Origin of the sequence: Streptomyces sp. NPDC005866 (assembly GCF_040629895.1) — a bacterium.
Taxonomy (GTDB): Bacteria; Actinomycetota; Actinomycetes; order Streptomycetales; family Streptomycetaceae; genus Streptomyces.
In genome coordinates, this window is sequence record NZ_JBEXWP010000018.1 from 88,246 (window position 1) to 113,099 (window position 24,854).

The 24,854-nt window shown below is 71.0% G+C and carries 25 protein-coding genes and 2 pseudogenes; 12 read left to right on the forward strand and 15 right to left on the reverse strand.

Annotated features, from left to right (window positions below; translation table 11 throughout):
* The 4 genes and pseudogenes from ABZ396_RS25400 to efeO all read right to left on the reverse strand — a co-directional run bounded on the left by ABZ396_RS25400 (position 1) and on the right by efeO (position 4,230).
* Complete coding sequence (locus tag ABZ396_RS25400; RefSeq protein ID WP_358921774.1) at positions 1-1,002, reverse strand: hypothetical protein; 1,002 nt, start codon at positions 1,000-1,002, stop codon at positions 1-3.
* Positions 950-1,834 (reverse strand): iron uptake transporter permease EfeU, encoded by an 885-nt coding sequence (efeU, locus tag ABZ396_RS25405; RefSeq protein ID WP_358921776.1) that lies wholly within the window; start codon positions 1,832-1,834, stop codon positions 950-952. The genes ABZ396_RS25400 and efeU overlap by 53 nt, the downstream gene beginning before the upstream one ends.
* Positions 1,835-1,837: 3 nt before the next feature.
* A pseudogene (efeB, locus tag ABZ396_RS25410) lies at positions 1,838-3,083 on the reverse strand (iron uptake transporter deferrochelatase/peroxidase subunit).
* Positions 3,084-3,093: 10 nt separating this feature from the next.
* Entirely contained in the window at positions 3,094-4,230 is a 1,137-nt protein-coding gene (efeO, locus tag ABZ396_RS25415; protein ID WP_358921778.1) for an iron uptake system protein EfeO, read from the reverse strand.
* 193 nt (positions 4,231-4,423) lie between these two features.
* Here efeO and ABZ396_RS25420 point away from each other — a divergent pair, with 193 nt between their 5' ends.
* On the forward strand, positions 4,424-5,092 hold the full coding sequence (locus tag ABZ396_RS25420) for a PhzF family phenazine biosynthesis protein (protein WP_358921780.1): 669 nt from the start codon (positions 4,424-4,426) through the stop codon (positions 5,090-5,092).
* Here the strand turns inward: ABZ396_RS25420 and ABZ396_RS25425 are convergent.
* The 3 genes from ABZ396_RS25425 to ABZ396_RS25435 form a co-directional block, all read right to left on the reverse strand.
* Positions 5,085-5,267 carry a hypothetical protein gene (locus ABZ396_RS25425; protein ID WP_358921881.1) on the reverse strand — a complete coding sequence of 61 codons (183 nt, stop codon included), beginning with the start codon at positions 5,265-5,267 and terminating at the stop codon, positions 5,085-5,087. The two genes, ABZ396_RS25420 and ABZ396_RS25425, sit on opposite strands and share 8 nt — an antisense overlap.
* 68 nt (positions 5,268-5,335) lie before the next feature.
* A complete protein-coding gene (gene npdG, locus ABZ396_RS25430; RefSeq protein ID WP_358921782.1) occupies positions 5,336-6,064 on the reverse strand; it encodes an NADPH-dependent F420 reductase in 729 nt (242 codons plus the stop codon).
* A gap of 37 nt (positions 6,065-6,101) precedes the next feature.
* Positions 6,102-7,181 carry a sialidase family protein gene (locus tag ABZ396_RS25435; RefSeq protein ID WP_358921784.1) on the reverse strand — a complete coding sequence of 360 codons (1,080 nt, stop codon included), beginning with the start codon at positions 7,179-7,181 and terminating at the stop codon, positions 6,102-6,104.
* A gap of 80 nt (positions 7,182-7,261) precedes the next feature.
* Between ABZ396_RS25435 and ABZ396_RS25440 the strand changes: the two genes are divergently transcribed.
* Complete coding sequence (locus ABZ396_RS25440; RefSeq protein WP_358921786.1) at positions 7,262-7,861, forward strand: hypothetical protein; 600 nt, start codon at positions 7,262-7,264, stop codon at positions 7,859-7,861.
* A 107-nt stretch (positions 7,862-7,968) separates the two neighbouring features.
* A complete protein-coding gene (locus ABZ396_RS25445; protein ID WP_358921788.1) occupies positions 7,969-9,237 on the forward strand; it encodes an MFS transporter in 1,269 nt (422 codons plus the stop codon).
* Here ABZ396_RS25445 and ABZ396_RS25450 read toward each other — a convergent pair whose 3' ends face one another.
* On the reverse strand, positions 9,238-9,465 hold the full coding sequence (locus ABZ396_RS25450; protein WP_358921790.1) for a hypothetical protein: 228 nt from the start codon (positions 9,463-9,465) through the stop codon (positions 9,238-9,240). It lies immediately after the preceding gene.
* A 58-nt stretch (positions 9,466-9,523) separates the two neighbouring features.
* On the opposite strand from ABZ396_RS25450, the gene map reads away from it, so the two are divergent.
* Entirely contained in the window at positions 9,524-10,381 is an 858-nt protein-coding gene (gene map, locus ABZ396_RS25455; protein WP_358921792.1) for a type I methionyl aminopeptidase, read from the forward strand.
* A 155-nt stretch (positions 10,382-10,536) separates the two neighbouring features.
* Here map and ABZ396_RS25460 read toward each other — a convergent pair whose 3' ends face one another.
* The gene (locus tag ABZ396_RS25460; protein WP_358921793.1) at positions 10,537-11,337 is read right to left on the reverse strand and encodes a site-2 protease family protein; all 801 of its coding nucleotides are present in this window, start codon (positions 11,335-11,337) and stop codon (positions 10,537-10,539) included.
* A gap of 383 nt (positions 11,338-11,720) precedes the next feature.
* On the opposite strand from ABZ396_RS25460, the gene ABZ396_RS25465 reads away from it, so the two are divergent.
* A complete protein-coding gene (locus ABZ396_RS25465; RefSeq protein WP_358921795.1) occupies positions 11,721-11,867 on the forward strand; it encodes a hypothetical protein in 147 nt (48 codons plus the stop codon).
* 35 nt (positions 11,868-11,902) lie between these two features.
* Positions 11,903-15,169, forward strand: coding sequence for a BTAD domain-containing putative transcriptional regulator (locus tag ABZ396_RS25470; protein ID WP_358921796.1), 3,267 nt, complete (start codon positions 11,903-11,905; stop codon positions 15,167-15,169).
* Between the two features lies 1 nt (position 15,170).
* Here ABZ396_RS25470 and ABZ396_RS25475 read toward each other — a convergent pair whose 3' ends face one another.
* Both ABZ396_RS25475 and ABZ396_RS25480 read right to left on the reverse strand, forming a co-directional pair.
* Positions 15,171-15,983, reverse strand: a complete 813-nt coding sequence (locus ABZ396_RS25475; RefSeq protein ID WP_358921798.1) for an ABC transporter permease — start codon at positions 15,981-15,983, stop codon at positions 15,171-15,173.
* Positions 15,980-16,987 carry an ATP-binding cassette domain-containing protein gene (locus ABZ396_RS25480; protein WP_358921800.1) on the reverse strand — a complete coding sequence of 336 codons (1,008 nt, stop codon included), beginning with the start codon at positions 16,985-16,987 and terminating at the stop codon, positions 15,980-15,982. Before ABZ396_RS25480 ends, ABZ396_RS25475 begins: the two co-directional genes overlap by 4 nt.
* Before the next feature lie 119 nt (positions 16,988-17,106).
* Here ABZ396_RS25480 and ABZ396_RS25485 point away from each other — a divergent pair, with 119 nt between their 5' ends.
* Together ABZ396_RS25485 and ABZ396_RS25490 are read left to right on the forward strand one after the other, a co-directional pair.
* On the forward strand, positions 17,107-17,313 hold the full coding sequence (locus ABZ396_RS25485) for a hypothetical protein (RefSeq protein ID WP_358921802.1): 207 nt from the start codon (positions 17,107-17,109) through the stop codon (positions 17,311-17,313).
* Positions 17,314-17,397: 84 nt separating this feature from the next.
* Positions 17,398-17,607, forward strand: a pseudogene (locus ABZ396_RS25490) (GNAT family N-acetyltransferase); the annotation flags it as partial.
* 150 nt (positions 17,608-17,757) lie between these two features.
* Here ABZ396_RS25490 and panB read toward each other — a convergent pair.
* Complete coding sequence (gene panB, locus ABZ396_RS25495) at positions 17,758-18,633, reverse strand: 3-methyl-2-oxobutanoate hydroxymethyltransferase (protein WP_358921804.1); 876 nt, start codon at positions 18,631-18,633, stop codon at positions 17,758-17,760.
* 250 nt (positions 18,634-18,883) lie between these two features.
* Between panB and ABZ396_RS25500 the strand changes: the two genes are divergently transcribed.
* From ABZ396_RS25500 to ABZ396_RS25515, 4 genes are all read left to right on the forward strand, one after another.
* Positions 18,884-20,482: an MFS transporter gene (locus ABZ396_RS25500; protein ID WP_358921806.1), complete on the forward strand. Its 1,599-nt coding sequence runs from the start codon at positions 18,884-18,886 to the stop codon at positions 20,480-20,482.
* Positions 20,483-20,566: 84 nt separating this feature from the next.
* The gene (locus ABZ396_RS25505) at positions 20,567-21,202 is read left to right on the forward strand and encodes a TetR/AcrR family transcriptional regulator (RefSeq protein ID WP_358921807.1); all 636 of its coding nucleotides are present in this window, start codon (positions 20,567-20,569) and stop codon (positions 21,200-21,202) included.
* Positions 21,203-21,402: 200 nt separating this feature from the next.
* The gene (locus ABZ396_RS25510; protein ID WP_358921809.1) at positions 21,403-22,455 is read left to right on the forward strand and encodes an endonuclease/exonuclease/phosphatase family protein; all 1,053 of its coding nucleotides are present in this window, start codon (positions 21,403-21,405) and stop codon (positions 22,453-22,455) included.
* A 163-nt stretch (positions 22,456-22,618) separates the two neighbouring features.
* A complete protein-coding gene (locus ABZ396_RS25515; protein ID WP_358921810.1) occupies positions 22,619-23,839 on the forward strand; it encodes an MFS transporter in 1,221 nt (406 codons plus the stop codon).
* 6 nt (positions 23,840-23,845) lie between these two features.
* Here ABZ396_RS25515 and ABZ396_RS25520 read toward each other — a convergent pair whose 3' ends face one another.
* Genes ABZ396_RS25520 through ABZ396_RS25530 form a run of 3 tightly spaced genes read right to left on the reverse strand, consistent with a single transcriptional unit; the run spans position 23,846 to position 24,766 of the window.
* A complete protein-coding gene (locus ABZ396_RS25520) occupies positions 23,846-24,160 on the reverse strand; it encodes a DUF3592 domain-containing protein (RefSeq protein WP_358921812.1) in 315 nt (104 codons plus the stop codon).
* Positions 24,057-24,545: an ATP-binding protein gene (locus ABZ396_RS25525; protein WP_358921813.1), complete on the reverse strand. Its 489-nt coding sequence runs from the start codon at positions 24,543-24,545 to the stop codon at positions 24,057-24,059. Before ABZ396_RS25525 ends, ABZ396_RS25520 begins: the two co-directional genes overlap by 104 nt.
* Positions 24,542-24,766, reverse strand: a complete 225-nt coding sequence (locus tag ABZ396_RS25530; protein ID WP_358921815.1) for a hypothetical protein — start codon at positions 24,764-24,766, stop codon at positions 24,542-24,544. Before ABZ396_RS25530 ends, ABZ396_RS25525 begins: the two co-directional genes overlap by 4 nt.
* Between the last annotated feature and the right edge of the window lie 88 nt (positions 24,767-24,854).

Below are 24,854 nucleotides of genomic sequence, written 5' to 3' on the forward strand. Positions count from 1 at the left end.
TCAGGAGCCCTCCGCGGAGGTCAGCCCCTGGATACGTCCCAGGACCGAGACCTTTCCGGTGCCGGCGGGGTCCAGGGCGGCCTGGTTGGAGACGAACTCCATGGTCAGCGACTGCTTGATCTCACCCTTGGTGAGGGCCTTGACGTCCTGGTTCGGCGTCGGCACGGAAGTGCCCGCGGCCGCGGTCTGCTTGGCGTAGTAGCGGGTGGCGAAGAACACCATCGCGCCGCCGTCGGTGGTGCGCAGGGCGAGCGGCGCGTAGTCGCCGTTGGTCAGCGGCTCGTCGATGTACTGGGTCGCGAGGCCCGGCTTGGTCGACTTCTTGCGGTCCGTGCGCCAGCCGCTGGTGTGTGGGCCGGCCGCGAAGACGGTGCCGCCGCTCTTCAGGTACGTGGTGTAGTCCTGGCCCAAGGCGGCCGGGGGGGCGGCCAGTTGGGTGCTGTTCGCGGCCACGGCCTCGGCCCAGCCGTCCTTGTCGGTCTTGAACTTCGGTACGTTGTCCGGCGCGACCAGCGTCAGATACGCCACCTGGAACGGCTCGGAGAGGCTGTCGCGGGTGAAGACGAGCAGCCAGCGGTCGTCGCCGCCCTTGTTGCCGTGTGCGTCGGCGAGGAACCAGCGCGGCCAGCCGGCCTTCTTGGGGATGGTGTACGTGACGTCGTCGAACTCCAGCGCCGAGTGGCCGGAGTTGCCGCTCGGGCTGTTCACGTGCCCGGCCTTCAGGCGCGCGGAGTCGATGTCGGCGAGGGCGCCGGTCGTGTAGTCGGCATCCAGGGAGGCGTCGTAGGCCTGGTCGGCCTTGTTGTACGCGTCCGTGAACCGCTTCAGCGCCTTGGCGGCCTCGGCGCGGGTGGTGGCGGGGAGCACCTCGCGCTCCCCGTGCACCACCACGCATCCGCTCGCCGACAGCGACATGGCGGTCAGCGAGACCGCTATGAGCGCGTTCCGGTCACGCCTGCGGAGCCGTCGAGGACCGCGATCCCTGGTCGTCAGGTGCGTCATCAGGTGCCTTCACCTTCCCCTTCCCGGAGGCGAACCCTACCGGGGCGAGGAAGAGTACGAGCGTCGGGACCAGGTACAGCAGCCACACCGTGACCTGGAACACCGTCGGGTCGGGCTGGAAGTTGAAGACGCCCTTGAGGAGGGTGCCGTACCAGCTGTCCGGCGGGATGGTGCCGCTGATGTCGAAGGCCAGGTCGGTCAGGCCCGGGACCCAGCCGGCCTCCTGGAGGTCGTGGAAGCCGTACGCCAGCACGCCCGCCGCGACCACCACCAGCATGCCGCCGGTCCAGGTGAAGAACCTGGCGAGGTTGATCCGCAGGGCGCCGCGGTAGAAGAGCCAGCCCAGGAGGACCGCGGTGGCGAGGCCCAGGGCGACGCCGATCAGGGGGCGCGGGGTGCCGTCGCTGGCCGCGTGCACGGACGCCCACACGAACAGGGCGGTCTCGAGGCCCTCGCGGCCCACGGCGAGGAACGCGGTGGCGACCAGCGCGCCGGTGCCCATCGCGAGGGCCGCGTCCAGCCTGCCGTGCAGCTCCGACCTGAGGTGCCGGGCGGTGCGCCGCATCCAGAACACCATCCAGGTCACCAGGACCACCGCCACGATGGACAGGGACCCGCCGAGCGCCTCCTGCGCCTGGAACGTCAGCTCCTGGGAGCCGAATTCGAGCGCGCAGCCGAAGCCCATGGCGATCAGCACCGCCACCGCGATGCCGATCCAGATCGGCCTCAGGGCGTCCCTGCGCCCGGTCTTGACCAGATAGGCGATGAGGATGCAGACGACGAGCGAGGCCTCAAGGCCCTCGCGCAGCCCGATCAGATAGTTGGAGAACACGGATCACGCCTCCTCGGAGAACAGCGTCCGGCCCCACCAGTCGTCCGTGTCCCGGACGCCGGGCGGGACCGCGAAGACCGCCGAACCCACGTGCTGGATGTACTCGTTGAGTGAGTCGGACGCCGCCAGCCTGCGTTGCAGCGGGATGAACCCCCCCGCGCACGTCACGCTGGTAGGCCAGGAAGAACAGTCCGGCGTCGAGCCGCCCGAGCCCGTCCGTCCCGTCGGTGAAGGAGTAGCCCCGGCGCAGGATGGTGACCCCGCCGTTGGAGTCGGGGTGCGCGAGCCGCACATGGGCGTCCGGCTTCATCGCCTTCAGGAACGGCTCGTCGTGCTCCTTGGCCTTGCCGACGGGGGCGCCCTCGCCCTTGTCCCGCCCGAAGACGTCCTCCTGCTCCTGGAGCGAAGTCCGGTCCCAGGTCTCGATGTTCATCCGGATGCGCCGGGCGACGAGATACGACCCACCGCTCATCCACGCGGGACCGTCGGAGGATCCGACCCAGACGAACTTCTTCAGCCGGTCGGTCTCGGTCCCCGCGATGTTGCGGGTGCCGTCCTTGAACCCCATGAGGTTGCGGGGCGTCTGGGCGTCCGGGGTCGTGGACGAGGTCTTCCCGAAGCCGAGCTGGGACCAGCGGATGGCGACCTTGCCGAAGCCGATCCGGGCGAGGTTGCGGATGGCGTGCACGGCGACCTGCGGATCGTCGGCGCAGGCCTGGATGCACAGATCACCGCCGGTACGGGAGGTGTCGAGATTGTCCCCGGGGAACTTGGGCAGCTCGACGAGCGCGGCGGGGCGTCGGTCCGTCAGCCCGAACTTCCCGAAGAAGGACGGCCCGAAGCCGATCGTCAGCGTCAGCCGGGACGGCCTGAGCCCGAGGGCCTCGCCGGTGTCGTCCGGGGGCGCCTCGGCGAGCCCGCCGTACGCGCCCTCGCCGACCGCCTTCCCCGCGGTCATCCGCCGGGCCGCGGCCGTCCAGTCCTTCAGCAGCTGGACGAACCCGGCCCGGTCGTCGGTCTTCACGTCGAACGCGGCGAAGTGCAGCCGGTCCTGAACAGGGGTGGCGATGCCGGCCTGGTGGGCGCCGTGGAACTCCACCGCCCCACCGGCGTCGGCGGCGGCCGGGTCCATGTCGTCGCCGGCCTCGGTCATCGCCACCGCGCCGCCCGCCACGGCGGCGCCGAGCGCGAGCCCGGCCCCTCCCCAGCCGATGAGCGCGCGACGTGACGGACTGGTCTTCTCGGCCATGTCCCGCCCCTTACTTGACGACGGCCGCGGCGAGCTTGGACAGCGGCTCCGCGAGGGCGTTGACCGCGTCGGACAGCTCCTTGCGCTGGTCGTCGGCGACCTTGTCGTAGGACATGAAGTCGTACGACGCCTTGTCCGGGCGGTACTTGTCGAGCAGCGTGTTCAGCGCGGCGAACTGCTTGTCGAGTTCGGTGGTCAGGGCCTGGTCGTTCTTCCGGGCGACCGGCTTGAGCAGTTCGTACGCCTTCTGGGCGCCCTCGACGTTGGCCTTGAAGTCGACCAGGTCGGTGTGGGAGTAGAGCTCCTCCTCACCGGTGACCTTGCCGGTGGCGACCTCGTCGAGGAGTTCCTTGGCGCCGTTGGCCATGGAGGTCGGGGTGATCTCGGCCTTGCCGACCCGCTTCTGCCAGTCCGTCAGGTCGGTGACGAGCTGATCGGCGAGCGTCTTCTCGGACGCGCCGATCTTCTTGTCCGCCCAGAGGGACTTCTCCAGCCGGTGCCAGCCGGTCCACTTCTGGCCCGCCTCCAGGCCGTCGGCGCGGGTGTCGGTCTTGGGGTCGATGTCGCCGAACGACTCGGCGATCGGCTCGGTGCGCTCCCAGCCGAGCCGGGAGGGCGCGTACGCCTTCCTGGCGGCCTCCAGGTCACCGGCCTTGACGGCGTCGGCGAAGGTCTGGGCGAGCGGGACGGTGGCGTCGGCCTGCTCCTGGGCGTACTCGCGGTAGTCGGCGACGGCCTTGTCGAGCCGGGGGTTGCGTTTGGCGGTGGCGCCGGAGCCGGTGACGGTCAGCTTCTGCCGGACGCCGTGCCCCTTCATGCCGGGCCGGCAGGCTATCTCGTACGATCCCGCCTTCACCTCGGCGGTGAGCGTGTACTTGGTGCCCGGCCCGATGTTCTCCTTCTCCGAGACGATCCGGTCGTCCGGGAAGAGGATCTCCACCTCGGTGGCCTTGGAGCCCTTGTTCTCGATGGCGAGCGTGACGTGCCCGGCCGGCACGGACTCGATCGACGTCCCGCACGTGGCGTCGGCGGCGGTGACCTGGATCGCGTCACCGTCCTTGGCGTCGCTCTTCGCCGTGCAGGCCGAGAGGGCGGTCAGGGCGGCCGCGGTGGCGGCGGCGGTGACGGTGAGTCGGACGGCACGCATGCAGGCTCCAAGCGAAGGAGGTGTGGTGAGGCATACCTAACTTACCTGAGACTTACCTCACTCTTACCCGCGCGGGGTGTGATTCACCAGACACAGAAAGATCACAGAGACCGTCACCGGGACCGCCACCGGCCTTCGGTGGCCGCGCGGTCTTCGGCGGCGGCGCGGCCGCCACGAGTGCTTCAATGCCGGAGTGACTGATTACGACGTGCTGCGTGTCTTCTGCGCGGCGAACGGCGGATACGGCAACGGACTCGGGGTCGTCCGGGACGGTTCGGTGCTGCCCCGGCGGGAGGACCGGCAGGCGCTGGCGGCGAAACTCGGCTTCAGCGAGACCGTGTTCGTGGACGACCCCGAGCGCGGGGCCATCGACATCTACACCCCCACCCTGCGGCTGCCCTTCGCCGGCCACCCCTGCGTCGGCACGGCCTGGCTGCTGGACGTCCCCGAACTGGTCACACCGGCGGGCGTGGTCGGCGCCCGCCTGGACGGGGAGTTCAGCTGGATCGAGGCGCTCCCGGAGTGGGCCCCGCCGCGCACCCTGCGTCAGTACGCCACGGCCACCGAGGTCGACGCCCTGCCGGTGCCGCCGCCGGGGGAGTGGCTGTATGCCTGGGCATGGGAGGACGAGCCGGCCGGGCGGGTGCGTGCCCGTGGCTTTCCCGGCCGCGACGACGGGATCGACGAGGACGAGGCGACCGGGGCGGCCGCCCTCCTGCTCACCGCGCAGCTGGGCCGGGCCCTGAACATCACCCAGGGCAGGGGCTCGCAGATCCTCACGGCACCACAGCCGTACGGCTGGGTGGAGATCGGCGGGCGGGTCCTGCTGGAGGGGGCGGAGAGGCAGCCGGGTCTCAGCTAGCGGCCGGCCTGTCGTCGCGGCCGCGCTTCGCGTAGTACCAGGTCATGTTCGACGACAGACCCGTCAGCAGCACCCAGACGACGCCCATCAGCCAACTGCCCTGGACGAAGGAGATGACGGCGGCGGCGACGGCGAGGACGCAGACGACCAGCGCGTAGAGGGCGAGACGGGGCATGAGAGGAAGTCGCTTTCCGTGCTGCGGGTAGGGGGACACGATGGCAGCCACCAGTGTCCCCCATCCGCTCAGACGTCCGTGACGCGGAGCCCGGCGTGTGCCTTGTAGCGGCGGTTGACCGAGATCAGGTTGGCGACCAGGGACTCCACCTGGTGGGCGTTGCGCAGCCGCCCCGCGTAGATGCCCCGCATCCCCGGGATGCGCCCGGCCAGCGCCTGCACCATCTCCACGTCCGCCCGCACCTCGCCCAGCACCATCACGTCGGTGTCGATCTCCTCGACCTGCGGGTCCGCGAGCAGCACCGCGGAAAGGTGGTGGAACGCGGCCGTGACCCGCGAGTCCGGCAGCAGCGCCGCGGCCTGCTCCGCCGCGCTGCCCTCCTCCGGCTTGAGCGCGTAGGCGCCCTGCTTGTCGAAACCGAGCGGGTTGACGCAGTCCACGACCAGCTTGCCGGCCAGTTCCCCGCGCAGCGCCTCCAGCGTCTTGCCGTGCCCCTCCCAGGGTACGGCGACGATCACGAGGTCACTGCGGCGCGCGCACTCGGCGTTCTCGGCGCCCTCGACACCATGACCGAGCTCGTCGGCGGCGGCCTGCGCGCGCTCGGCGGCCCGCGAACCGATGATCACCTTCTGGCCGGCCCGGGCCAGCCGGTAGGCGAGGCCCTTGCCCTGCGGGCCGGTGCCGCCGAGTACACCCACGACCAGGCCGGAGACGTCGGGCAGGTCCCAGGGATCCTTGGCAGGGGCCTTCTCGGCCGCCGGCTGCTGTGCACTGTCGGAAGTGTCGGAAGAGGTCATGGGCCGACTCTACGTCCGTGACGGCGGCCGCACCCGGTCAGGTGAGCCTGTCCACGGGCACCCGGCGGAAGGTGATCGTCTCGTACGCGCTGAAGTCCCCGGTCTCGTACAGCAGTCCGACGGTGGCCGCGTCGATCCTGGCCAGGTCGGAGTACGCGGCGGGTAGACCGTCGACCGGGTGGACGGGGCGCCAGGTGGTGCCGCCGTCGGCCGACGCGCGGATCGTCATCAGCGCGCGGGTGGCGGGGTCCGCCGGGCCCGAGTAGAGCAGCAGATCGGGATCCCGCAGCTGCAGCACGGAGGCCTCGCAGACGGGCGCGGTAAGCCCGGCCTGCGGCCGGAAGGGCTTCACCAGCGTCTTCCCGCCGTCCTCCGAGTGCGCGTCGGCCCTGTTGCCCGGTGACGGCGAGTCGTTGCGGGTGTTGAAGTAGACCCGACCGTCGGGGAGTTCGGCGGCGGTGGTCTCGTTCACGTTGACGTACCCGTCGGTGTTCTCGTCGACGTAACCGAGGTACCAGGTCTCGCCCCGGTCGTCGCTGAGCAGGCAGTGGCCGCTGTTGTACTTCCCCTCGGTGCCGTTGTCGGCCCCGGTGGGCGCGACGGTGTGGTTCGCGGGTACGACGACCCGTCCGGAGCGCAACTGGACGGCGTGCCCGGGCGTCGTGGCGTACCACCGCCACCCGGCCTTCTTCACCGTCTTGGTGATCTCCCGCGGAGCGGACCACGTCACCCCGTCGTCGTCGCTGTGCTGCACCCACACCCGCCGCCCGTCCGCGTCCGGCACCTGCCCGCGCAGGATGCCGTCCTCGGTGGCGGAGGCGGCGCTGCGGACGTGGACGAGCAGGATCCGGCCGGAGTCGAGGACGACGGGGGCCGGATTGCCGGCGAGGTCCGTGCCGTTGCCGGCGGCGACCTGGAGCGGCCCCCAGGTACGCCCCCCGTCCCCGGACCGCTTCAGCACGACGTCGATGTGCCCGTGGTCGGCCGCGGAGTTGACCCTCCCCTCGCAGAAGGCGAGCACCGTGCCCGCCCGGGAGACCACCACCGCCGGGATCCGGAAACTGGCGTAGCCCTCGGTGCCCGCGCGAAAGGGAATGCTTGCTTCTACGTCGCTCATGGGCCGCCTTCTCCCCGGGTTGGGCGAATTCGGGGTGAACTCCGCGTCACAGGTGGCCGGTTGCGGCAGTATGCGGGGGCATGGACGCCGTACGGGTCGCATTGTTGCGCGAAGTGCTCGCCGGGACCGAGTGGTTGGGGGCGACACGGAGATTCGCGGGCGCTCTGCGGGGCTCGGTGGTCACCCACGGCGGCGGACTGCTCCTGCTCGGCACCCCGGACTACGAGCCGTGGCATCTCGCCGCGCACCTGGTGGACGAGGCGGCGTGGTCCGGTACGCCGGAACTGGCGCCGACTCTCGTACGACACGACGCGCGTCCCACCGACCCGGCGCACCTCGCGGTCGGCCCCGGCCGTATCGAGGCGGCCCGCCGGGGCGAGACGCTGCTCGTCGTCGCGCCGGGCGAGTCGGCACCGCTCCTGGACCACGTCCACACGGCCCGCCGGGCCGGGGTGACGGTACTGGCGCTGTCCGCCACGGCCGACGACGCGCTCACGGCGATGGCCCACGAGACCCTCACGGTTCCCGAGGGCGCGGAACTGGACCTGGACACGGTCCAGCACCTGGTCAGCGCGGCGACAGGCGAGAACGGCCCCTCCCCGAGGACGCGCCGCCGCTTCCGCGACCGCCTGTCAAGGCTGGCGGAGACGATAACGGCACCGCCCCCCACCTCCTGGTGATCGCCCACCCACCCGACTGGGCCAACTCTCTGCCAACCGAGTCGGGTCGGTGGGTGCGCGGGAAAAGCGGTTGATGTGGCGCACCGCGCCGTTCAGCATGGCCCAGCGTGACCCTCCTCCCCGACCTCGCCCCCTGGAAGGCTTCCGTCGACTTCCGGCGGCTGTGGACCTCCGGCCTGATCAGCAACTTCGGGACTTTCCTGACGTTCGTCGCGGTCCCGGTGCAGATCAAGGACCTCACCGGTTCCGCGGCCGCCGTAGGGGCCATCGGTGCGGTCGAGCTGCTCCCGCTCATCCTCTTCGGCCTCTACGGCGGCGCCCTCGCCGACGCCCTCGACAAGCGTCTGCTCATCCTGTGGACCGAGGCCGGTCAGGGCCTGCTCAGCGCGGCGCTGCTGGTGAACGCCCTGCTGCCGCATCCGGCCGTCTGGCCGCTGTACGCCGTCGCCGCACTCTCCTCCGCCCTGGGGGCGGTCCAGCGCCCCGCTCTCGACTCGCTCTGGCCCAGGATCGTCGCCCACGACGACCTCCCGGCCGCGGCGGCCCTCAACTCGTTCCGCTGGACGGTCGGCGGGGTCGCGGGCCCCGCCGCCGCCGGCCTGGTCGTGGCGTACGCGGGCCTCGGCTGGGCGTACGGTGCCGACCTCGTCACCTTCGCCGTCTCGGTCGTCCTGATCCTCCCGGTCGCCGCGTCCCCCGCCTCCCACGAGGCCGTGAAGCCGTCCCTCCGCTCCATCGCGGAGGGCGCCCGTTACGCCTGGGGCCGCAAGGAACTCCTCGGCACCTACGCCGTCGACCTCGCGGCGATGTTCCTGGCCATGCCGCTGGCCGTCCTCCCGTTCCTGGCCGACCAGTTGGACGCGAAATGGTCCCTGGGCCTGATGTACGCGAGCATCCCGGCCGGGTCGCTCCTCGTGAGCCTGGTCAGCGGGTGGACCGGGCGGGTGCGCCGGCACGGGCGGATGGTGGTGCTGTCGGCCGCGCTGTGGGGCCTGGCGATCGCCGCCGCCGGCGCCATGACCGACGTATGGCTGGTCCTGCTGTTCCTGGCCGTCGCCGGCGGCTGCGACATGGTCAGCGGGATCTTCCGTGGCGCCATGTGGAACCAGACGATCCCCGACGAGCTGCGCGGCCGGCTCGCCGGGATCGAGCTGCTGTCCTACTCCGTGGGCCCGACCCTCGGCCAGGTCAGGGCCGGCGGCATGGCCGGATGGCTGGGCCTACGGGCGTCCGTCGGCGTGGGCGGCCTGCTGTGCGCGGGCACGGTCGGCCTGCTGGCCCTGTGCCTCCCCGCCCTGATGTCGTACGACGCCCGGACCAACGAGCACGCAGTGCGGCTGCGCGCTCAGCGCACGGCCGCACCCACCCCGCTCTGATCAGCTCTCTTCCGGGGACTCCGGCGCGTCGTGCCAGCGCGGATCGTTCTCCCACTGGAGGTTGCGCTCCCGCGCGATCTCCATCGCGTGCTCGGCCTCCTCACGTGTGGCGTAAGGGCCGAACCGGTCCTTGCCGGGGCACTCGGGGCCCTCCTCGACCTTCTTGTCCTCCAGGCAGTAGTACCACTCGCCCGGCTTGCCGACGGTCCGCTTCTTGAACAGGGCCATGACCGGCTCCTTTCCCCATCCACATGTTCCCGCATGCCCGCTGGTTAGACTCGCTGGCATGTCTGGCCAGTCGCTGCTCGCACCAGGGGAGCTCTCTCCCACCCGTTCGGTACCCGGAAACATCCGCCGCCCCGAGTACGTCGGCAAACCCGCGCCGACCCCGTACACCGGGCCCGAGGTGCAGACCCCGGAGACCATCGAGGCGATGCGGACCGCCGGCCGCATCGCCGCCCAGGCGATGGAGGAGGCCGCGAAGATCATCGCGCCGGGCGTGACCACGGACGAACTCGACAAGGTCGCCCACGCGTACATGTGCGACCACGGGGCGTATCCGTCCACGCTCGGCTACCGCGGCTTCCCCAAGTCCCTGTGCACCAGCGTCAACGAGGTCATCTGCCACGGCATTCCGGACTCGACGGTCCTCCAGGACGGCGACATCGTCAACCTGGACGTGACGGCGTACATCGGCGGGGTGCACGGCGACAACAACGCGACCTACCTGGTCGGGGACGTCGACGAGGAGAGCCGGCTGCTGGTCGAGCGGACCCGGGAGTCCCTCGACCGGGCGATCAAGGCGGTCAAGCCCGGCCGGCAGATCAACATCATCGGCCGGGTCATCGAGTCGTACGCCAAGCGCTTCGGATACGGCGTGGTCCGGGACTTCACCGGTCACGGCATCAACTCGTCGTTCCACTCCGGGCTGATCATCCCGCACTACGACAGCTCGCACGCGACGACCGTGATGCAGCCCGGGATGACCTTCACGATCGAGCCGATGCTGACGCTCGGGACGTACGAGTACGACATGTGGGACGACGGCTGGACGGTCGTCACCAAGGACCGCAGGCGGACCGCGCAGTTCGAGCACACGCTGGTGGTGACCGACACCGGCGCGGAGATCCTCACACTGCCGTGATCCACGGGTGACCAGGCCCGCTCTCCCCTCGGAGGGCGGGCCTTTTTCGCCGACACGGTGGCGGTGACTCAGAAAGCGCGCGTCGCCCTCGACACGGCGCTGTTCCAGGCGCTGGGCGAGGAGTTCCCGCTCTCGGCTGAGGGCTCCGTGAGGGCTTACTGGGCGATGGAGCAGTACTCGTTCGTCCCCTGCCAGAAGCGGTACAGCTCCTGACCGCAGTAACGGTTCACGTCGTCCACGCCAAGGCCGCGCAGCAGCCCGTCGATCACGTCGAAGAACGCGCTGTTGATCGACGGCACCCACAGCAGCGCGAACACGAACAGCAGGCCGAACGGCGCGAACGGCTCCACCTGGCGCTTGATGTCGTACGACAGCCAGGGCTCGATCACGCCGTAGCCGTCCAGGCCCGGCACCGGCAGGAAGTTCAGGATCGCGGCCGTGACCTGGAGCAGGGCGAGGAAGGCGAGGGCGTAACGGAAGTCGCGCGGGACGCCGTCCAGGGAGTGCAGCCAGAACGGCGCGGTGCAGACGGCGGCGAAGAGCACGTTCGTCAGCGGGCCGGCGGCCGAGATGAGGCTGTGCCGCCACCGGCCGCGGATCCGGTTGCGCTCGATGAAGACCGCGCCGCCCGGCAGACCGATCCCGCCCATGATCACGAACAGCACCGGGAGCACGATGCTCAGCAGGGCGTGGGTGTACTTCAGCGGGTTCAGGGTCAGATAGCCCTTGGCGCCCACGGTGATGTCACCGCTGTGCAGGGCGGTGCGCGCGTGCGCGTACTCGTGCAGGCACAGGGAGACGATCCAGGCCGCCGTCACGAACAGGAACACCGCGACCCCGGGCTGCTGGGCGAACCCGGACCAGGTGGCCCACCCGGTAACCGCGGTGACGGCCAGGATCCCGACGAAGACGGGACTGATCCGCCGGTCGCTGTGGCGGGTGGTGGTGGCGGTCATGGGGCAGGACTCCTGTGTCGCTTCGGTGGCGGCGGCGTGCGGGGTCGACCGTACAGGTGACGTGAGAAGAACGTCATGCGGAGGCCTGTTGGTTCCGGTAGTCGTTACGCTCATATCGAGTCGGACCAGGAGGTGTCCATGACGACCGCCGAGGGCTGGGTCGAACTGGTTCAGGACCAGATCCACTCCCGCGCAGCGCGCGCCTCCGGCTGACGGAGAACGGCCTGGCACTGGTACCGGTCACTCACGCGTACACTGCGACGGCACGGCGCATCGCCAACCAGATCGAGGCCGGGCTGCCCGGCTGGGCGGCGGTCGGGGACTACAACACCAAGCCGGGCCACTGCACCCTGCGCGGTATCCCGGTCTGTCTCATCGTCGACGTGCTCTCCGCCCGCTGGACCCCGCTGACCCGCCCCGACGGCGGCGGGTATCAGCACGAGGAGTCCGGCGTCTTCGGCGACCGGATCGAGATCCCCGTCCCCCGCCAGACCCTCACCCTCGGCTCCTCCCAGTTCATGCGCATCTGAAACCCTGAGGCGGCACCCGGGCGTCTCAAGGGACAATGGACCCCGTGCGCTACCGGATCCTCGGCACCACCCAGGCACTCCGCCCCGACGGCACGGCCGTTCCCGTGGGCGGGGCGCGTTTGCGTGCCCTGCTGACCGTGCTGGCGCTGCGGGCCGGACGCGGGGTGCCGGCCGGGCTGCTCGTCGAGGAGGTGTGGGGCGCCGACCCGCCCGCCGACGCCGGCGGCGCGCTGCAGGCGCTGGTCGGCCGGCTGCGGCGGGCGCTCGGCGCGGACGCGATCGAGTCCACCGACGGCGGCTACCGCCTCGCGGCCGCCCCCGACGACGTCGACCTGCACCGCTTCGAGCGGCTCACCGGCGAAGCCCTGCGCGCGCTCGCCGACGGCGACCCCGCCAAGGCGGCGACCGTCCTCGACGACGCCCTCGCCCTGTGGCACGGCCCGGCCCTGGCCGACCTGCCCGACCGCAGCGCCGAGGCGGCCCGCGTCGACGTCCGCCGCCTGGACGCGCTGCGCGCCCGCCACACCGCCGCCCTCGCCCTCGGCCACGCCGAACAGGCCCTGCCCGAGCTGACCGCCCTGTGCCACGCCCACCCCCTGGACGAGCCCCTCCAGACGCTGCGCCTGCGCGCCCTGCACAGCTGTGGCCGCACCGCCGAGGCGCTGGCCGCCCACGACGCCGTACGACACCTGCTCGCCGACCGCCTCGGCTCCGACCTTGGACCTGAACTGCGCGCCCTGCACGCGGAGTTGCTCGAACCGGCACCGGCGCTCCAAGAGCCGTCCAGGCCCGGCAACCTGCGCGCCCGGCTCACCTCCTTCGTCGGGCGCGAGGCCGACCTGGACGCCATTCGCGGCGACCTTGCCGCCGCCCGGCTGGTCACGCTGCTCGGGCCCGGCGGGGCCGGCAAGACACGGCTGTCCCAGGAGGCCGCCGAGACCGTGCGGTACGCCGCCCGGGACGGGGTGTGGCTGGCCGAACTGGCCCCCGTCGACGACCCGGCCGACGTCCCCGAGGCCGTGCTCAGCGCGCTCGGCGCCCGTGAGACCGTGCTCTACGGCGCCGGCGCCGAGGGCATGCGGGCCGCCGCCGACCGGCACGACGATCCGGTCGAGCGGCTCGTCGACCACTGCGCCCGGCGCCGGATGCTGATCGTCCTCGACAACTGCGAGCACGTCGTCGACGCGGCGGCCGACCTGTCGGCCCGGCTCCTGGAGCGCTGCCCGGACCTGACGATCCTCGCCACCAGCCGCGAACCCCTCGGCGTCCCGGGGGAGTTGCTGCGGCCGGTGGAGCCGCTGCCCGAGCCGGTGGCGCTGCGGCTGCTCGCCGACCGGGGCGGCGCGGCCCGGCCCGGCTTCACGGTCGACGCCGACGAGGAGACCGCGGCGGCCTGCGCCGAGATCTGCCGCCGCCTGGACGGGCTGCCCCTCGCCATCGAGCTCGCCGCCGCCCGGCTGCGGATGCTCACGCCCCGTCAGATCGCGGACCGCCTCGACGACCGCTTCCGCCTGCTCACCTCCGGCAGCCGTACCGTGCTGCCCCGCCAGCAGACCCTGCGCGCGGTCGTCGACTGGTCCTGGGACCTGCTCGACGCCGGCGAACGGGACGTCCTCGGCCGGCTCTCCGTCTTCGCGGGCGGCTGCGACCTGGCCGCCGCCGAGGCCGTCTGCGGCCCCGCCGCCCTCGACGCGCTCGCCTCCCTGGTCGACAAGTCCCTTGTCGTCGCCGCCCCTTCGGACGGGCACGGGATGCGCTACCGGCTCCTGGAGACCGTCGCCGAGTACGCCCGCGAACGCCTCGACGAGAGCGGCGAGCGCGCCACCGCCGAGCGCGCCCATCTGACGTACTACCGCGAACTCGCCCGCACCACCGACCCGTTGCTGCGCGGCTCCGGCCAGCACGCCGCCGTGGCACGGCTGGAGCTGGAGTACGAGAACCTGCGCACCGCCGTGCGCCACGCCATCGCGACCAAGGACGAGCAGGAGGCGCTGTGCCTGGCCCACTCCCTGGTCTGGTACTGGCAGCTGCGTGACAAGCGCGTCGAGACCCGCACCTGGTGCGCCGACATCATGGCCCTCGGCCCCGACCCCTTCGCCGAGCCGGTCCGCCGCGCCGAACCGGTGTGGCAGCGCCTGACCGAGGCTCCGCCGCCGTACACCGGAGAAGCCCTCATCGAGGCCCGGCGTGGCGTCCATCTGGCCCATCTGGCCTGTATGGACACCGAGTTGGAGGCCTGGCAGGCACCGGCCGCGCAGGCCAAGATGCGCGCCGTCACCCAGGTCTACGAGCCCGGCCTGCCGCAGACCTGCCGGGCCCCCGGCCTGTTCTGGTTCTTCGCCGTGATGCTGACCGGCGGCCTAGAGCAGCTGCGCGCCCTCGTCGACGCAGGCGTCGACACCTGCCGTCGTACGCCCGGCTACGAGTGGGAGCTCGCCGGTGCCCTTCAGCTGCGCGCCAACGTGCTCGCCAACTTCGCCGCCTCGGCCGGTGCCGCCATCCGCGACGCCGACGAGGCCCTGGAGCTCTTCCGGCGCATCGGGGACGACTGGGGCACCGCCGAGGCCTTCTCCGCGCGCGCCGAGTCCCAGGAACGCAAGGGGGAGTACCCGGCGGCCGCCGCCGACTACGAGGCCGCCATCGAATGCGCCGAACGGCTCGGCGCCCACTCCCAGGTCGCCGTGCTCAACGCCCGCCTCGGCATGGCGCTGCTCGAACTGGGCGAGAGCGAGCGCGGTGAACGGCTGCTGCGCGGAGTCATCGCCGACCACGACGGCAGCCACAACGAGGCGATGCCCGCCGCCCGGCTCTTCCTCACCATGTGGCTGCTGCTGACCGACCGGATCGCCGAGGCCCGCGAGCAACTACGCCTGTTGCGCATCCAGTTCCAGATCGCGCACTTCATCGTCTTCGACGCCCTGATCCTCACCCAGGAGGCCTGGGTGGACGCCCTGGACGGCCTCCACACGGAAGCCCTCGCCAAGCTGCGCGAGGCGATACGGCACTCCACCGACCCGCTGACCCAGGCCATGACCCCGCACAGCGTCTCCTCGGTCCTGACCGTCGCCGCGCACGCGCTGCCCGGCGTGGACGGCGGCGCCCGCGCCCGGGACGCCGCCCGCTGTCTGGGCGCCGCCGAGGCCCTGCTGCCTCCCGGCCACATCCGCTCCGGCATGGAACGCACGATGCTCGCCCGCACCGAGGCCCAGGTCCGCGCCGTACTCGGCGACGACGCCGCCTACGAGTCCGCGTACGCCGAGGGCGGTGGCCTCTCCCTCGCGGAGGCCACCGCCCTGATCTGAGTCAGCTCTTGGTGCGGAACTTGTGGATCGCGTACGGCGCCGCCACCGCCGTGATCCCCACCGACCAGCCCAGCGTGATCCACAGGTCGTGCGCGACCGGGCCGCCGATCATCAGTCCGCGGGCCGCGTCGGCGAGCGTGGACAGCGGGTTGTAGTCGGTGAAGGCCTTCAGCCAGCCCGGCATCGAGTTCGTCGGCGCGAAGATCGACGAACCGAACTGCAGCGGGAACAGCACCAGGAACCCCATCGCCTGCACGGACTGCGCGCTCTTCAGGATCACGCCCAGGGTGAGGAACACCCACATGATCGACGAGGCGAACACCGCGGACAGGCCCACGGCGGCGAACACCCCGCCCCAGTGGGTGACGTGGAAGCCGACCAGCACGGCGACGATCATCAGCACGGCGGTCGCGAACAGCATCCGCACCAGCTCGACGGAGATCTTCGCGAACAGCACCGAGCCGCGCCCGATCGGCAGCGACCGGAACCGGTCCATCACACCGGAGTTGAAGTCCTGGCTGAACCCGGTGCCGACGCCCTGAGAGAGGGTCATGCTCATCATCGCGATCATGCCCGGGATGACGTACTGGACGTAGCCGTCCTGGCCGCCGCCGAGCGCCTGCCCGATCGAGCCGCCGAAGACGTACACGAACAGCAGTGTGAAGACGACCGGCATCAGCACCGCGTCGAACATCGACTCCGGGTCCTGCCGGATCCACAGCAGATTGCGGCGGATCAGGGCCCCGGTGTGCCGCAGATGCCCGCGCAGCGGGATCCGGACGTCGGCGGCCGGGGTGGTGGTGACGGCGCTCATACGGCGACCTCCTCGCGATCGTCGGCGGGCGTGGCGTCCTGCGGGGCACTGGCGCGATGGCCGGTGAGGGACAGGAACACCTCGTCCAGGCTGGGCAGTTCGGTGATGATGGAGCTGATGGTGATACCACGCGCGGTGACGGCGCCGACCACGGCGGTCAGCTGCTCGTCGCTGAGGATCGGCACCAGCAGGGTGCCGCTCTCGGCGTCCACGGTCGTGGTCGCGAGCCCGGTGATGCCCAGTTCGTCGATCATGGCGGCGAGCGGCCGGACCTGCAGCGGATCGACCGGCTTCACGCGCAGCGTCCGGCCTCCGACCTTGGCCTTCAGTTCCTCCACCCTGCCGCCGGCGATGACCTTCCCGCGGTCCACGACGGTCAGCTCGGAGGCGAGCTGCTCGGCCTCCTCCATGTACTGGGTGGTCAGCAGCACGGTCACTCCCTCGCCGACCATCGCCTTGACCTCGTCCCACACCTCGTTGCGGGTGCGCGGGTCGAGACCGGTGGTGGGCTCGTCCAGGTACAGCACCTGGGGATGCCCGATCAGCGAGGCGGCGAGATCCAGCCGGCGGCGCATACCGCCGGAGTAGGTGCCGGCGGCCCGCTTGGCGGCGTCGGTCAGCGAGAAGCGCTCCAGCAACTGGTCGGCCCGGGCCCGGGCGTCCTTGCGGGACAGGTCGAGCAGCCGCCCGATCATGTAGAGGTTCTCCCAGCCCGGCAGCTTCTCGTCGACCGAGGCGTACTGCCCGGTCAGCCCGATCACCCGGCGCAGCTGGCGGGGCTGCCGCAGGACGTCGTAGCCGGCGACGGTCGCCTGCCCGGCGTCGGGCCTCAGCAGCGTGGACAGAATCCGTACGAGGGTCGTCTTGCCGGCCCCGTTCGGCCCGAGCACACCCATCACGGTGCCCTCGCGGACGTCCAGGTCGACTCCGTCGAGCGCCTTGGTGTCGCCGTAGTGCTTCACCAGCCCCCGAACGGTCACGGCGTTGTTGTCGATTCGCGTCATGGGGAGAACCGTGCCAGGCCCCACCGACAAACCACCGACAGCCCGCCTACACCGGCGCACCCCCTGCCGACAGTCCGCCGACAGCCCGCGCCGACACGAGGCGGCGTGCTGTGCACGGCATGACCGTCCTCGCCGCTCAGACCTTCGGCACCGGGCGGCTGGAGCTGCTGCCGCTGCGCGTCGGGCACGCCGAGGAGATGGCCGCGGTGCTGTCCGACCCGGCCCTGCACACCTTCACCGGCGGCACCCCGGACACGCCCGAGGCCCTGCGCTCGGCTACCGGCGCCTCACCGCGGGCTGTTTGGACCCGGCCGTCTCCTGGCTGAACTGGGTGATCCGGCTCCGTGCCGAGTCGTGTCTGACGGGCACGGTGCAGGCGACGGTCGCCGGACCGGTCGCCGAGATCGCGTGGGTGGGCGGGGACCCCCTGGCAGGGGCGCGGCATCGCCACTGAGGCGGCCCGCGCCCTCGTCGACTGGCTCGCCCGGCAGCCGGTGCACACGGTCATCGCCCATATCCACCCCGACCACGGCGCCTCGGCGGCCGTAGCCAGGGCCGCCGGCCTCACCCCCACCGACGAACGACACGACGGCGAAATCCGCCGGCACCTCCGGAGTTGAGCCTCCGGCCACCACCGCAACCATCAATTGAGCAACCCCCACGGCGAGCAACCACCTCCGCGAGAGCGGCGCCGGTTTAGGCGCAAAGGGGGGACAGCCCGCCGACGGGGGAAGATCGGCGGGCTGTCCCTGGGTGTTGCCACAGTGGCTCTAGTGGACGGAGTGCTCCTCCAGCGGGAACGTTCCGTCGACGACGTCCTCGGCGTAGGCCCGGGCCGCGTTGCCCATGACCTCGCGCAGGTCCGCGTACTTCTTCACGAACTTCGGCACCCGGCCCGAGGTCAGGCCCAGCATGTCCGTCCAGACCAGGACCTGTGCGTCGGTCTCGGGACCGGCGCCGATGCCGACCGTGGGGATGTGCAGCACCCGGGTCACCTCGGCCGCCAGCTCCGCCGGGACCAGTTCGAGTACGACCGCGAACGCGCCCGCGTCCTGGACCGACTTGGCGTCGCGCAGCAGCTGCTGGGCCGCCTCCTCGCCGCGGCCCTGCACGCGGTAGCCCATCGCGTTGACGGACTGCGGGGTCAGCCCGATGTGCGCCATCACCGGGATGCCGGACTCGACGAGCAGCCGGATCTGCTCGTGCGAGCGCTCGCCGCCCTCCAGCTTGACCGCGCCGACACCCGCCTCCTTCACCAGCCGGGTCGCCGAGCGCAGCGCCTGCACCGGGCCCTCCTGGTAGGAGCCGAAGGGGAGGTCGCCGACGATGAGGGCACGCTGGGTGCCACGCACCACGGCCGCCGACAGCATCGTCATCTCGTCCAGGGTGACGGGGACGGTCGTCTCGTACCCGAGGTGGCAGTTGCCCGCCGAGTCGCCGACCAGGAGCACCGGGATCCCGGACTCGTCGAAGACGGAGGCGGTCATCGCGTCGTACGCGGTGAGCATGGGCCACTTCTCGCCGCGTTCCTTGGCGAGGGCGATGTCGCGGACCGTGATGCGGCGGGTGCCCTTCCCCCCGTACAGCGTCCTGCTGCCGTCGGAGGGGCTGTTCTGCGCAGGCTGGGCAGCCGAGAGCTGCGTCATGGCAACGGCTCCTTCAATTCATCTCGAGGCACCCTGACGGTGTCCCCGGATCGGTTCCATGGTGGCACTTCGTGCCGTCCTCGGCCAGGGGACCGCCGTGTGATCCATCGGGCATCGGCCACGGCCCCCTCCCGGGGTCACAGGCCACCGCGGCGACGGCGGATCCCGCCATGACGCGTTGTGTAAGGTCTGGGTAAAGGAATTCAGATACGAGACGGTACCGTATTGAAATGGGCCTAGGGTCGTCGCCATGACAACTCCTGCCGACCACGCTCCATCCGGCCCGCGCATACCCGAGGAGGTGCACCGGCGCCGCTGGGCGATCCTCGGCGTGCTCATGCTGAGCCTGCTGATCGTGGTGCTCGACAACTCGATCCTGAACGTCGCCGTCAAGACCATCTCCACCCCGGCCCCGACCGGCCTCGGCGCCACCCAGAGCCAGCTGGAGTGGGCGATCAACGCCTACACCCTGGTCTTCGCGGGCCTGCTGTTCACCGCCGGCCTCGTCGGCGACCGGCTCGGCCGCAAGAAGGTGCTGATCGGCGGCATCGTCGTGTTCGGCATCGGCTCGGCCCTGGCCGCCGAGTCCGGCTCCCCGAGCGAGCTGATCACCTACCGCGCCCTGATGGCCCTCGGCGCCGCCTTCGTGATGCCCGCCACCCTCGCCGTCCTGATGAACGTCTTCGAGCGGCAGGAACAGCCCAAGGCCATCGGCCTCTGGGCCGGCGGCGTCGGCCTCGCCATCGCGATCGGCCCGATCACCGGCGGTGTGCTGCTCGACCACTTCTGGTGGGGCTCGGTCTTCCTCATCAACGTACCGATCGTGATCGTCGCGCTCGCGCTGATGGTGTGGCTGGTGCCCGACTCGCGCGACCCGCGCCCCGGCCGTCTCGACCCCGTCGGCGTGGTGCTCTCCGTCGTCGGCCTGGTCCTGCTGGTCTACGGCATCATCAAGGGCGGCGAACTCGCCGACTTCACCGACGCCAAGGTGCTCGCGACCATCATCGCCGGTGTCGTGGTGCTCGCCGGCTTCGTGATCTTCGAGATGCGCAGCGACCACCCGTCCCTGGACGTCAGCTACTTCAAGAACAAGGTCTTCTCGGCCGCCATGGCCGCCATCGCGCTGGTCTTCTTCGCGCTCATGGGCGTGACCTTCTTCTCCGTCTTCTACACCCAGAGCGTGCGCGGCTACTCGCCGCTGCAGTCCGGTCTGCTGCTGCTCCCGCTGGCCGTCGCGCAGATGATCTTCGCCCCGCGGGCCCGGCTGGTCGTGGACCGGATCGGCAACAAGGCCACCACCGCGGGCGGCCTGGTGCTGATCGCGGCGATGCTGGGCATGTTCGCCACCTTCGAGGCCGACACCCCGATCTGGCTCCTCGAGGTCGTCTTCTTCCTGATGGGCACCGGCATGGCGCACATCATGACGCCGACCTCGGTCGTCATCATGCAGGCCCTGCCCCGGGAGAAGGCCGGTTCCGCCTCCGCGCTCAGCAACACCTTCCGCCAGGTCGGCGGCGCCCTGGGCATCGCCGTCCTCGGCTCGGTGCTGTCGACGTCGTACCGCAACGGCATCGAGGGCAAACTCGGCGCGCTGCCGCCCGGGCTGCGTGAGACCGCCGGCGAGTCCATCGAGGCCACGCTGGGTGTCGCCCAGAAGCTCGGGGCGCAGGGCAAGGCCCTGGTCACGCCCGCCAACGACGCCTTCCTGCACGCCATGCACACGACCGCCCTGTGCGGTGTGGGCGTCGCGCTGCTCGGCGCCGTGGTCACGGGCCTCTTCCTGCCGGGCAGGCCCCCGGCCGATCAGCAGGGCGAGCGGGAACAGGAGTTGGTAGCCGCCGCGGAGTGAGCGGACGCACGGTAAAGCGCGGATCCACCGGGGGAGGCTTGGGCTGCGGGAGAATTCCCGCAGCCAGTGAGAGGACGGTATGACGTGAGCCTTGCCGACAGTCGGCCGCGGTCCGTGGGTCCCGCCCGGGGCCGTCCCCGCAGCGAGGCGGTGGAGAGTGCCATCCTGGAAGGGGTGATGAAACTCCTGGAGGACGGTGTTCCGCTCGCCGAGCTGTCCATCGAGCGGATCGCCCGGACCGCCGGCGTCGGCAAGGCCACCATCTACCGCCGTTGGAACGGCAAGGATGAGCTGTTCGTCGACGTCATGCGCGCCGCGGAGCCCCCCGACCCCGAACTCCCCGGCACGTCCATGCGCGACGACCTTGTCGTCCTGCTCGAATCGCTGCGCCGGCGCGGGCTGATGAACCGTTCGTCGGCGATCCTGCACAACGTGTACGCCCAGATGAAGAGCAGCCCCCGCATCTGGAACGCCTATCACGCCGGTGTCGTCAATCCCCGGCGTGAACTGGGCAAGGAAGTGCTGCGCCGCGGCCAGCGGAACGGCGAACTCCGCGCCGATATCGACGTCGATCTGGCCAACGACATGTTCACCGGCCCGATGCTGCTCAGGGCCATCCTGCGCCCGGACGCGGAACTCCCCGAGGGCCTGGCCGAACAGATTGTCGACTCGGTGCTGGCCGGCCTACAGCCCGTCAGTTCACCGGAACCGCAGCCGTAGGGGTTCTTGTCGCCGTCGGCCGAGTGTTCGCGTTTCGTCACAGTCCACGCCAACCGGGCGGTAACCGGAACCTCTCCGGCCGCATCGTTCGTCCTCGTCTTCCGTACGGCCGTCATGTGACGGCGGGAACAGCGCCGATCATCCCCTAGGGTCGTATCCGGGGGACGACGGTGTGCACGGCAGGTTGTGAGGCAGACGGTATGGCGCAGCAGGCGTACATGACGGAGACGGACAACGGCGGCTCGGGGCCCGAGCGTCGGGGAGACCGGTTCCGGCGCCTGGTGAACCGGCTGCTGTCGGGCTGGCGCGACGATCCACGTATCTGGCGCCGGGGCATCGTCCTCGCCGTCCTCGCGCTGCTGCTGGCCGGCGTGATGCTGATGCACTCCCGTATCCCCAACGCCATCGGCAACCTCGGCAGTCTCATCGAGACGTTCCTGCCCTGGCTGGGCCTGCTGATCCCGCTGCTGGTGCTGCTCGGCGTACTGCGCAGGTCGGCGACCGCGCTGATCGCCGTACTGCTCCCGGCGATCGTCTGGCTGAACATGTTCGGCGGTCTGCTCACCGACAAGCAGGGCACCGGCGGTGACTTCACGGTGGCCACGCACAACGTCAACGCCGAGAACCCCGACCCGGCCGGCACCGCCACCCAACTCGCCGCGTCCGGCGCCGATGTGGTGGCCCTGGAGGAGCTGAAGGCGTCGGCCGTACCGGCGTACGAGAAGGCGCTGGGGGCGACGTACAGGTACCACGCGGTCGAGGGCACCGTGGGGCTGTGGAGCAAGTACCGGCTGACCGGGGTGAAGGCCGTCGACATCAAGCTCGGCTGGACGCGCGCGATGCGGGCCACGGTCGCCACACCGGAGGGGTCCCTCGCCGTCTACGTCGCCCACCTCCCCTCGGTGCGGGTGAAGGTGAACGCCGGGTTCACCGCCCGGCAGCGGGACACGAGCGCGGACGCGCTGGGCGAGGCCATCGCCGACGAGAGCCTGCCGCGGGTGATCCTCCTCGGCGACCTCAACGGCACGATGAACGACCGTTCCCTCAACGGCGTCACCTCGCAGATGCGTTCCACGCAGGGGGCGGCGGGCAGCGGCTTCGGGTTCAGCTGGCCGGCCTCGTTCCCGATGGCCCGTATCGACCAGATCATGGTGAAGGGCGTGGAGCCGGACAGCTCCTGGACCCTGCCGAAGACCGGCAGCGATCATCTCCCGGTGGCGGCGCGTGTGAACCTGACCACATCGGGTTCGTAAAAGTCCCTGGTCAGGGCGGTCTGTGGCTTTGTAAGGACAACTGGACGCCGCGCTGTAACCTGCCGGAATACTGGACCGGGCATGCTTTGTTCCGTAGCTGAACTTAAAGCTGAACTTGCAGACATCCGCACGGAACCCCGCTCCCCGAAAGGCAGAGCCCTTCATGCCCCTGGCCCTGCTCGCACTGGCCGTCGGCGCTTTTGGTCTCGGCACCACCGAGTTCGTGATGATGGGCCTGCTGCCCGACGTCGCCGACGACCTGCACATCTCGATCCCCACCGCCGGGCACCTGGTCTCGGCTTACGCGCTGGGCGTCGTCATCGGCGCCCCGCTCCTGGCCGCCCTCACCGCGCGCATGCCCCGCCGCACGGTCCTCATCTCCCTGATGGCCCTGTTCGTGGCAGGCAACGCGCTCTCAGCCCTCGCCCCCGGCTACGACTGGTTGCTGGCCGCCCGCTTCCTGAGCGGTCTGCCGCACGGCGCCTTCTTCGGCGTCGGCGCGGTCGTCGCGACGAACCTGGTGGCACCGGAGCGCAAGGCCCGCTCGGTCTCCCTGATGTTCATGGGCCTGACGGTCGCCAACATCGCGGGCGTCCCGGTCGCCACCCTCATGGGCCAGCACCTGGGCTGGCGGGCGACCTTCCTGGGCGTGAGCCTGATCGGCGTGGCGGCGATGGCGGCGGTCGCTCTGCTGATCCGCGGGTCTGATGCCCCAGCCCCGGTCTCCGGCCTGCGCGGCGAGTTGACCGCCCTCCGCTCCCTCCCGGTCTGGCTGGCCCTCGCCACGACCGTCGTCGGCTTCGGCGCCCTCTTCTCCGCGTACAGCTACATCACGCCGATGCTGACGGACTCCGCCGGATACGCCGATTCCGACGTGACCCTGCTCCTGGCGCTCTTCGGCGTCGGTGCCACTGCCGGCAACCTGATCGGCGGCCGTCTCGCCGACCACGCGATGCGCCGCACGCTCTTCGGCGGCCTGGTCTCCATGGTGGCGGTGCTCTTCCTCTTCCCCGTCCTGATGCGGGCGGAGTGGAGCGCGGCCCTGGCGGTGGTTCTGCTTGGCGTGGCGGCCTTCATCACAGGCTCCCCCCTCCAGTTGATGGTCATGGAAAGGGCGGCCGCGGGCCCGTCCCTCGCCTCGTCCGCCAACCAGGCGGCCTTCAACCTCGCGAACGCGGGCGGCGCCTGGATCGGCGGCGTGGCGCTGGCCGCGGGCTTCGGGGCGACGTCCCCGGCGGTGGCGGGCGCGGCACTGGCGGTGCTCGGCCTGGGCGTCGCGGGCGTGGCGTACGCGGTGGACCGACGCCGGGACGTCCCGCCGACGGGCCGCGAACGGGTGGTCGCGTCGCACGTACCGGACCCGACGGAGCCGGTCCACTCCTGACCGCCCTCACCTTCGGAGATGCGCGGAAACCATCCGGGTGATCGCCAGTCCGTAGCCGGTGGTGGGTACGAGGCCGGCGGCGACGAACAGCACGCCTGGGAACATCAACGCCAGCCAGCCGAGTTGGCTGGGGAACAGGGCGTGTCCGGGGCGTGCCGGGTCGTAGAGCACGGTGACGTGATCGCCCGGCGACAGGCTGCCCGGGGCGTGCGCGACGTCATCGATCGACGCCCGGGTCTCGTGGCCGTCGGCCAGGGCGACCCTGACGAACTTGGGACTCTGCTTCATCTGCGGCCTGTTGTAGTCGGCGTCGACCACCACGGCCACTCATTGTCGTCTCTGACGGGCACATTGACCTGATCTCGCACCAGACCGTCTTGTGGTCCAGGGCCCGGTTCACGCCCCATCGGTCGCTCAGCGCGTCGAGGAGAGCCAGGCCGCGGCCGGACTCCTCCGTCTCCGTGGCGGGCAGGAGGACGGGCAGAGCCTGTGCTTCGGGATCGCTCACCTCGATGCGCGTATGGCCGTGTCCCGGCACCCCGATGACACGGACGGTCACCGGTGTTCCCTCGCCCACGTGGTCGATCACGTTCGTCAGCAACTCCGTTGCGCAGAGGCGGACGTCGTAGGGGTGGTCGCGGAGGTGGTGGCGTAGTTCCGGGGCCGCCTTCGGGGTGGCCAGGAGGTGGAGTTCGAGGTGGGTCATCGCCCCGCCGCCGTCTTCCTGAGCGCGGCGGCCAGGGCGCGGGCCGTGGCCGTGTTGCAGTTCCCCAGCGCGACGAGTCCCGTCGGCGGGGCGTACGTGCCCGCGAAGCTCGGCAGGTCGACTCGCAGGGAGGGGAGGGTGATGCCGTGTTCGGCGAGGGCGGTGCGGAGGTCCTCGACGCACAGGGTGACGTCGTAGGCCGTGGGGGAGTGGTCGGGCATGAGGGTGGGCAACTTTCTGTGTGCCGTGTGTGATCAATACCTCACAGACTGTCGTCCGGCTCGCTACCGTGGAAGGGCATTCGCGTCC

Bases quoted from the DNA above. Each gene is read 5' to 3' on its own strand.
- ABZ396_RS25515 (WP_358921810.1), top strand. From the start codon at position 22,619: ATGCCCCTGGCCCTGCTCGCACTGGCCGTCGGCGCTTTTGGTCTCGGC.
- ABZ396_RS25485 (WP_358921802.1), top strand. From the start codon at position 17,107: ATGACCGTCCTCGCCGCTCAGACCTTCGGCACCGGGCGGCTGGAGCTG.
- ABZ396_RS25425 (WP_358921881.1), bottom strand. From the start codon at position 5,267: ATGCCCCGTCTCGCCCTCTACGCGCTGGTCGTCTGCGTCCTCGCCGTC.
- ABZ396_RS25435 (WP_358921784.1), bottom strand. From the start codon at position 7,181: ATGAGCGACGTAGAAGCAAGCATTCCCTTTCGCGCGGGCACCGAGGGC.
- ABZ396_RS25480 (WP_358921800.1), bottom strand. From the start codon at position 16,987: ATGACGCGAATCGACAACAACGCCGTGACCGTTCGGGGGCTGGTGAAG.
- ABZ396_RS25460 (WP_358921793.1), bottom strand. From the start codon at position 11,337: ATGACCGCCACCACCACCCGCCACAGCGACCGGCGGATCAGTCCCGTC.
- map (WP_358921792.1), top strand. From the start codon at position 9,524: ATGTCTGGCCAGTCGCTGCTCGCACCAGGGGAGCTCTCTCCCACCCGT.
- ABZ396_RS25470 (WP_358921796.1), top strand. From the start codon at position 11,903: ATGGACCCCGTGCGCTACCGGATCCTCGGCACCACCCAGGCACTCCGC.
- efeO (WP_358921778.1), bottom strand. From the start codon at position 4,230: ATGCGTGCCGTCCGACTCACCGTCACCGCCGCCGCCACCGCGGCCGCC.
- npdG (WP_358921782.1), bottom strand. From the start codon at position 6,064: ATGACCTCTTCCGACACTTCCGACAGTGCACAGCAGCCGGCGGCCGAG.
- ABZ396_RS25530 (WP_358921815.1), bottom strand. From the start codon at position 24,766: ATGCCCGACCACTCCCCCACGGCCTACGACGTCACCCTGTGCGTCGAG.
- ABZ396_RS25510 (WP_358921809.1), top strand. From the start codon at position 21,403: ATGGCGCAGCAGGCGTACATGACGGAGACGGACAACGGCGGCTCGGGG.
- ABZ396_RS25525 (WP_358921813.1), bottom strand. From the start codon at position 24,545: ATGACCCACCTCGAACTCCACCTCCTGGCCACCCCGAAGGCGGCCCCG.
- ABZ396_RS25400 (WP_358921774.1), bottom strand. From the start codon at position 1,002: ATGACGCACCTGACGACCAGGGATCGCGGTCCTCGACGGCTCCGCAGG.
- ABZ396_RS25450 (WP_358921790.1), bottom strand. From the start codon at position 9,465: ATGGCCCTGTTCAAGAAGCGGACCGTCGGCAAGCCGGGCGAGTGGTAC.
- ABZ396_RS25440 (WP_358921786.1), top strand. From the start codon at position 7,262: ATGGACGCCGTACGGGTCGCATTGTTGCGCGAAGTGCTCGCCGGGACC.
- panB (WP_358921804.1), bottom strand. From the start codon at position 18,633: ATGACGCAGCTCTCGGCTGCCCAGCCTGCGCAGAACAGCCCCTCCGAC.
- ABZ396_RS25475 (WP_358921798.1), bottom strand. From the start codon at position 15,983: ATGAGCGCCGTCACCACCACCCCGGCCGCCGACGTCCGGATCCCGCTG.
- ABZ396_RS25500 (WP_358921806.1), top strand. From the start codon at position 18,884: ATGACAACTCCTGCCGACCACGCTCCATCCGGCCCGCGCATACCCGAG.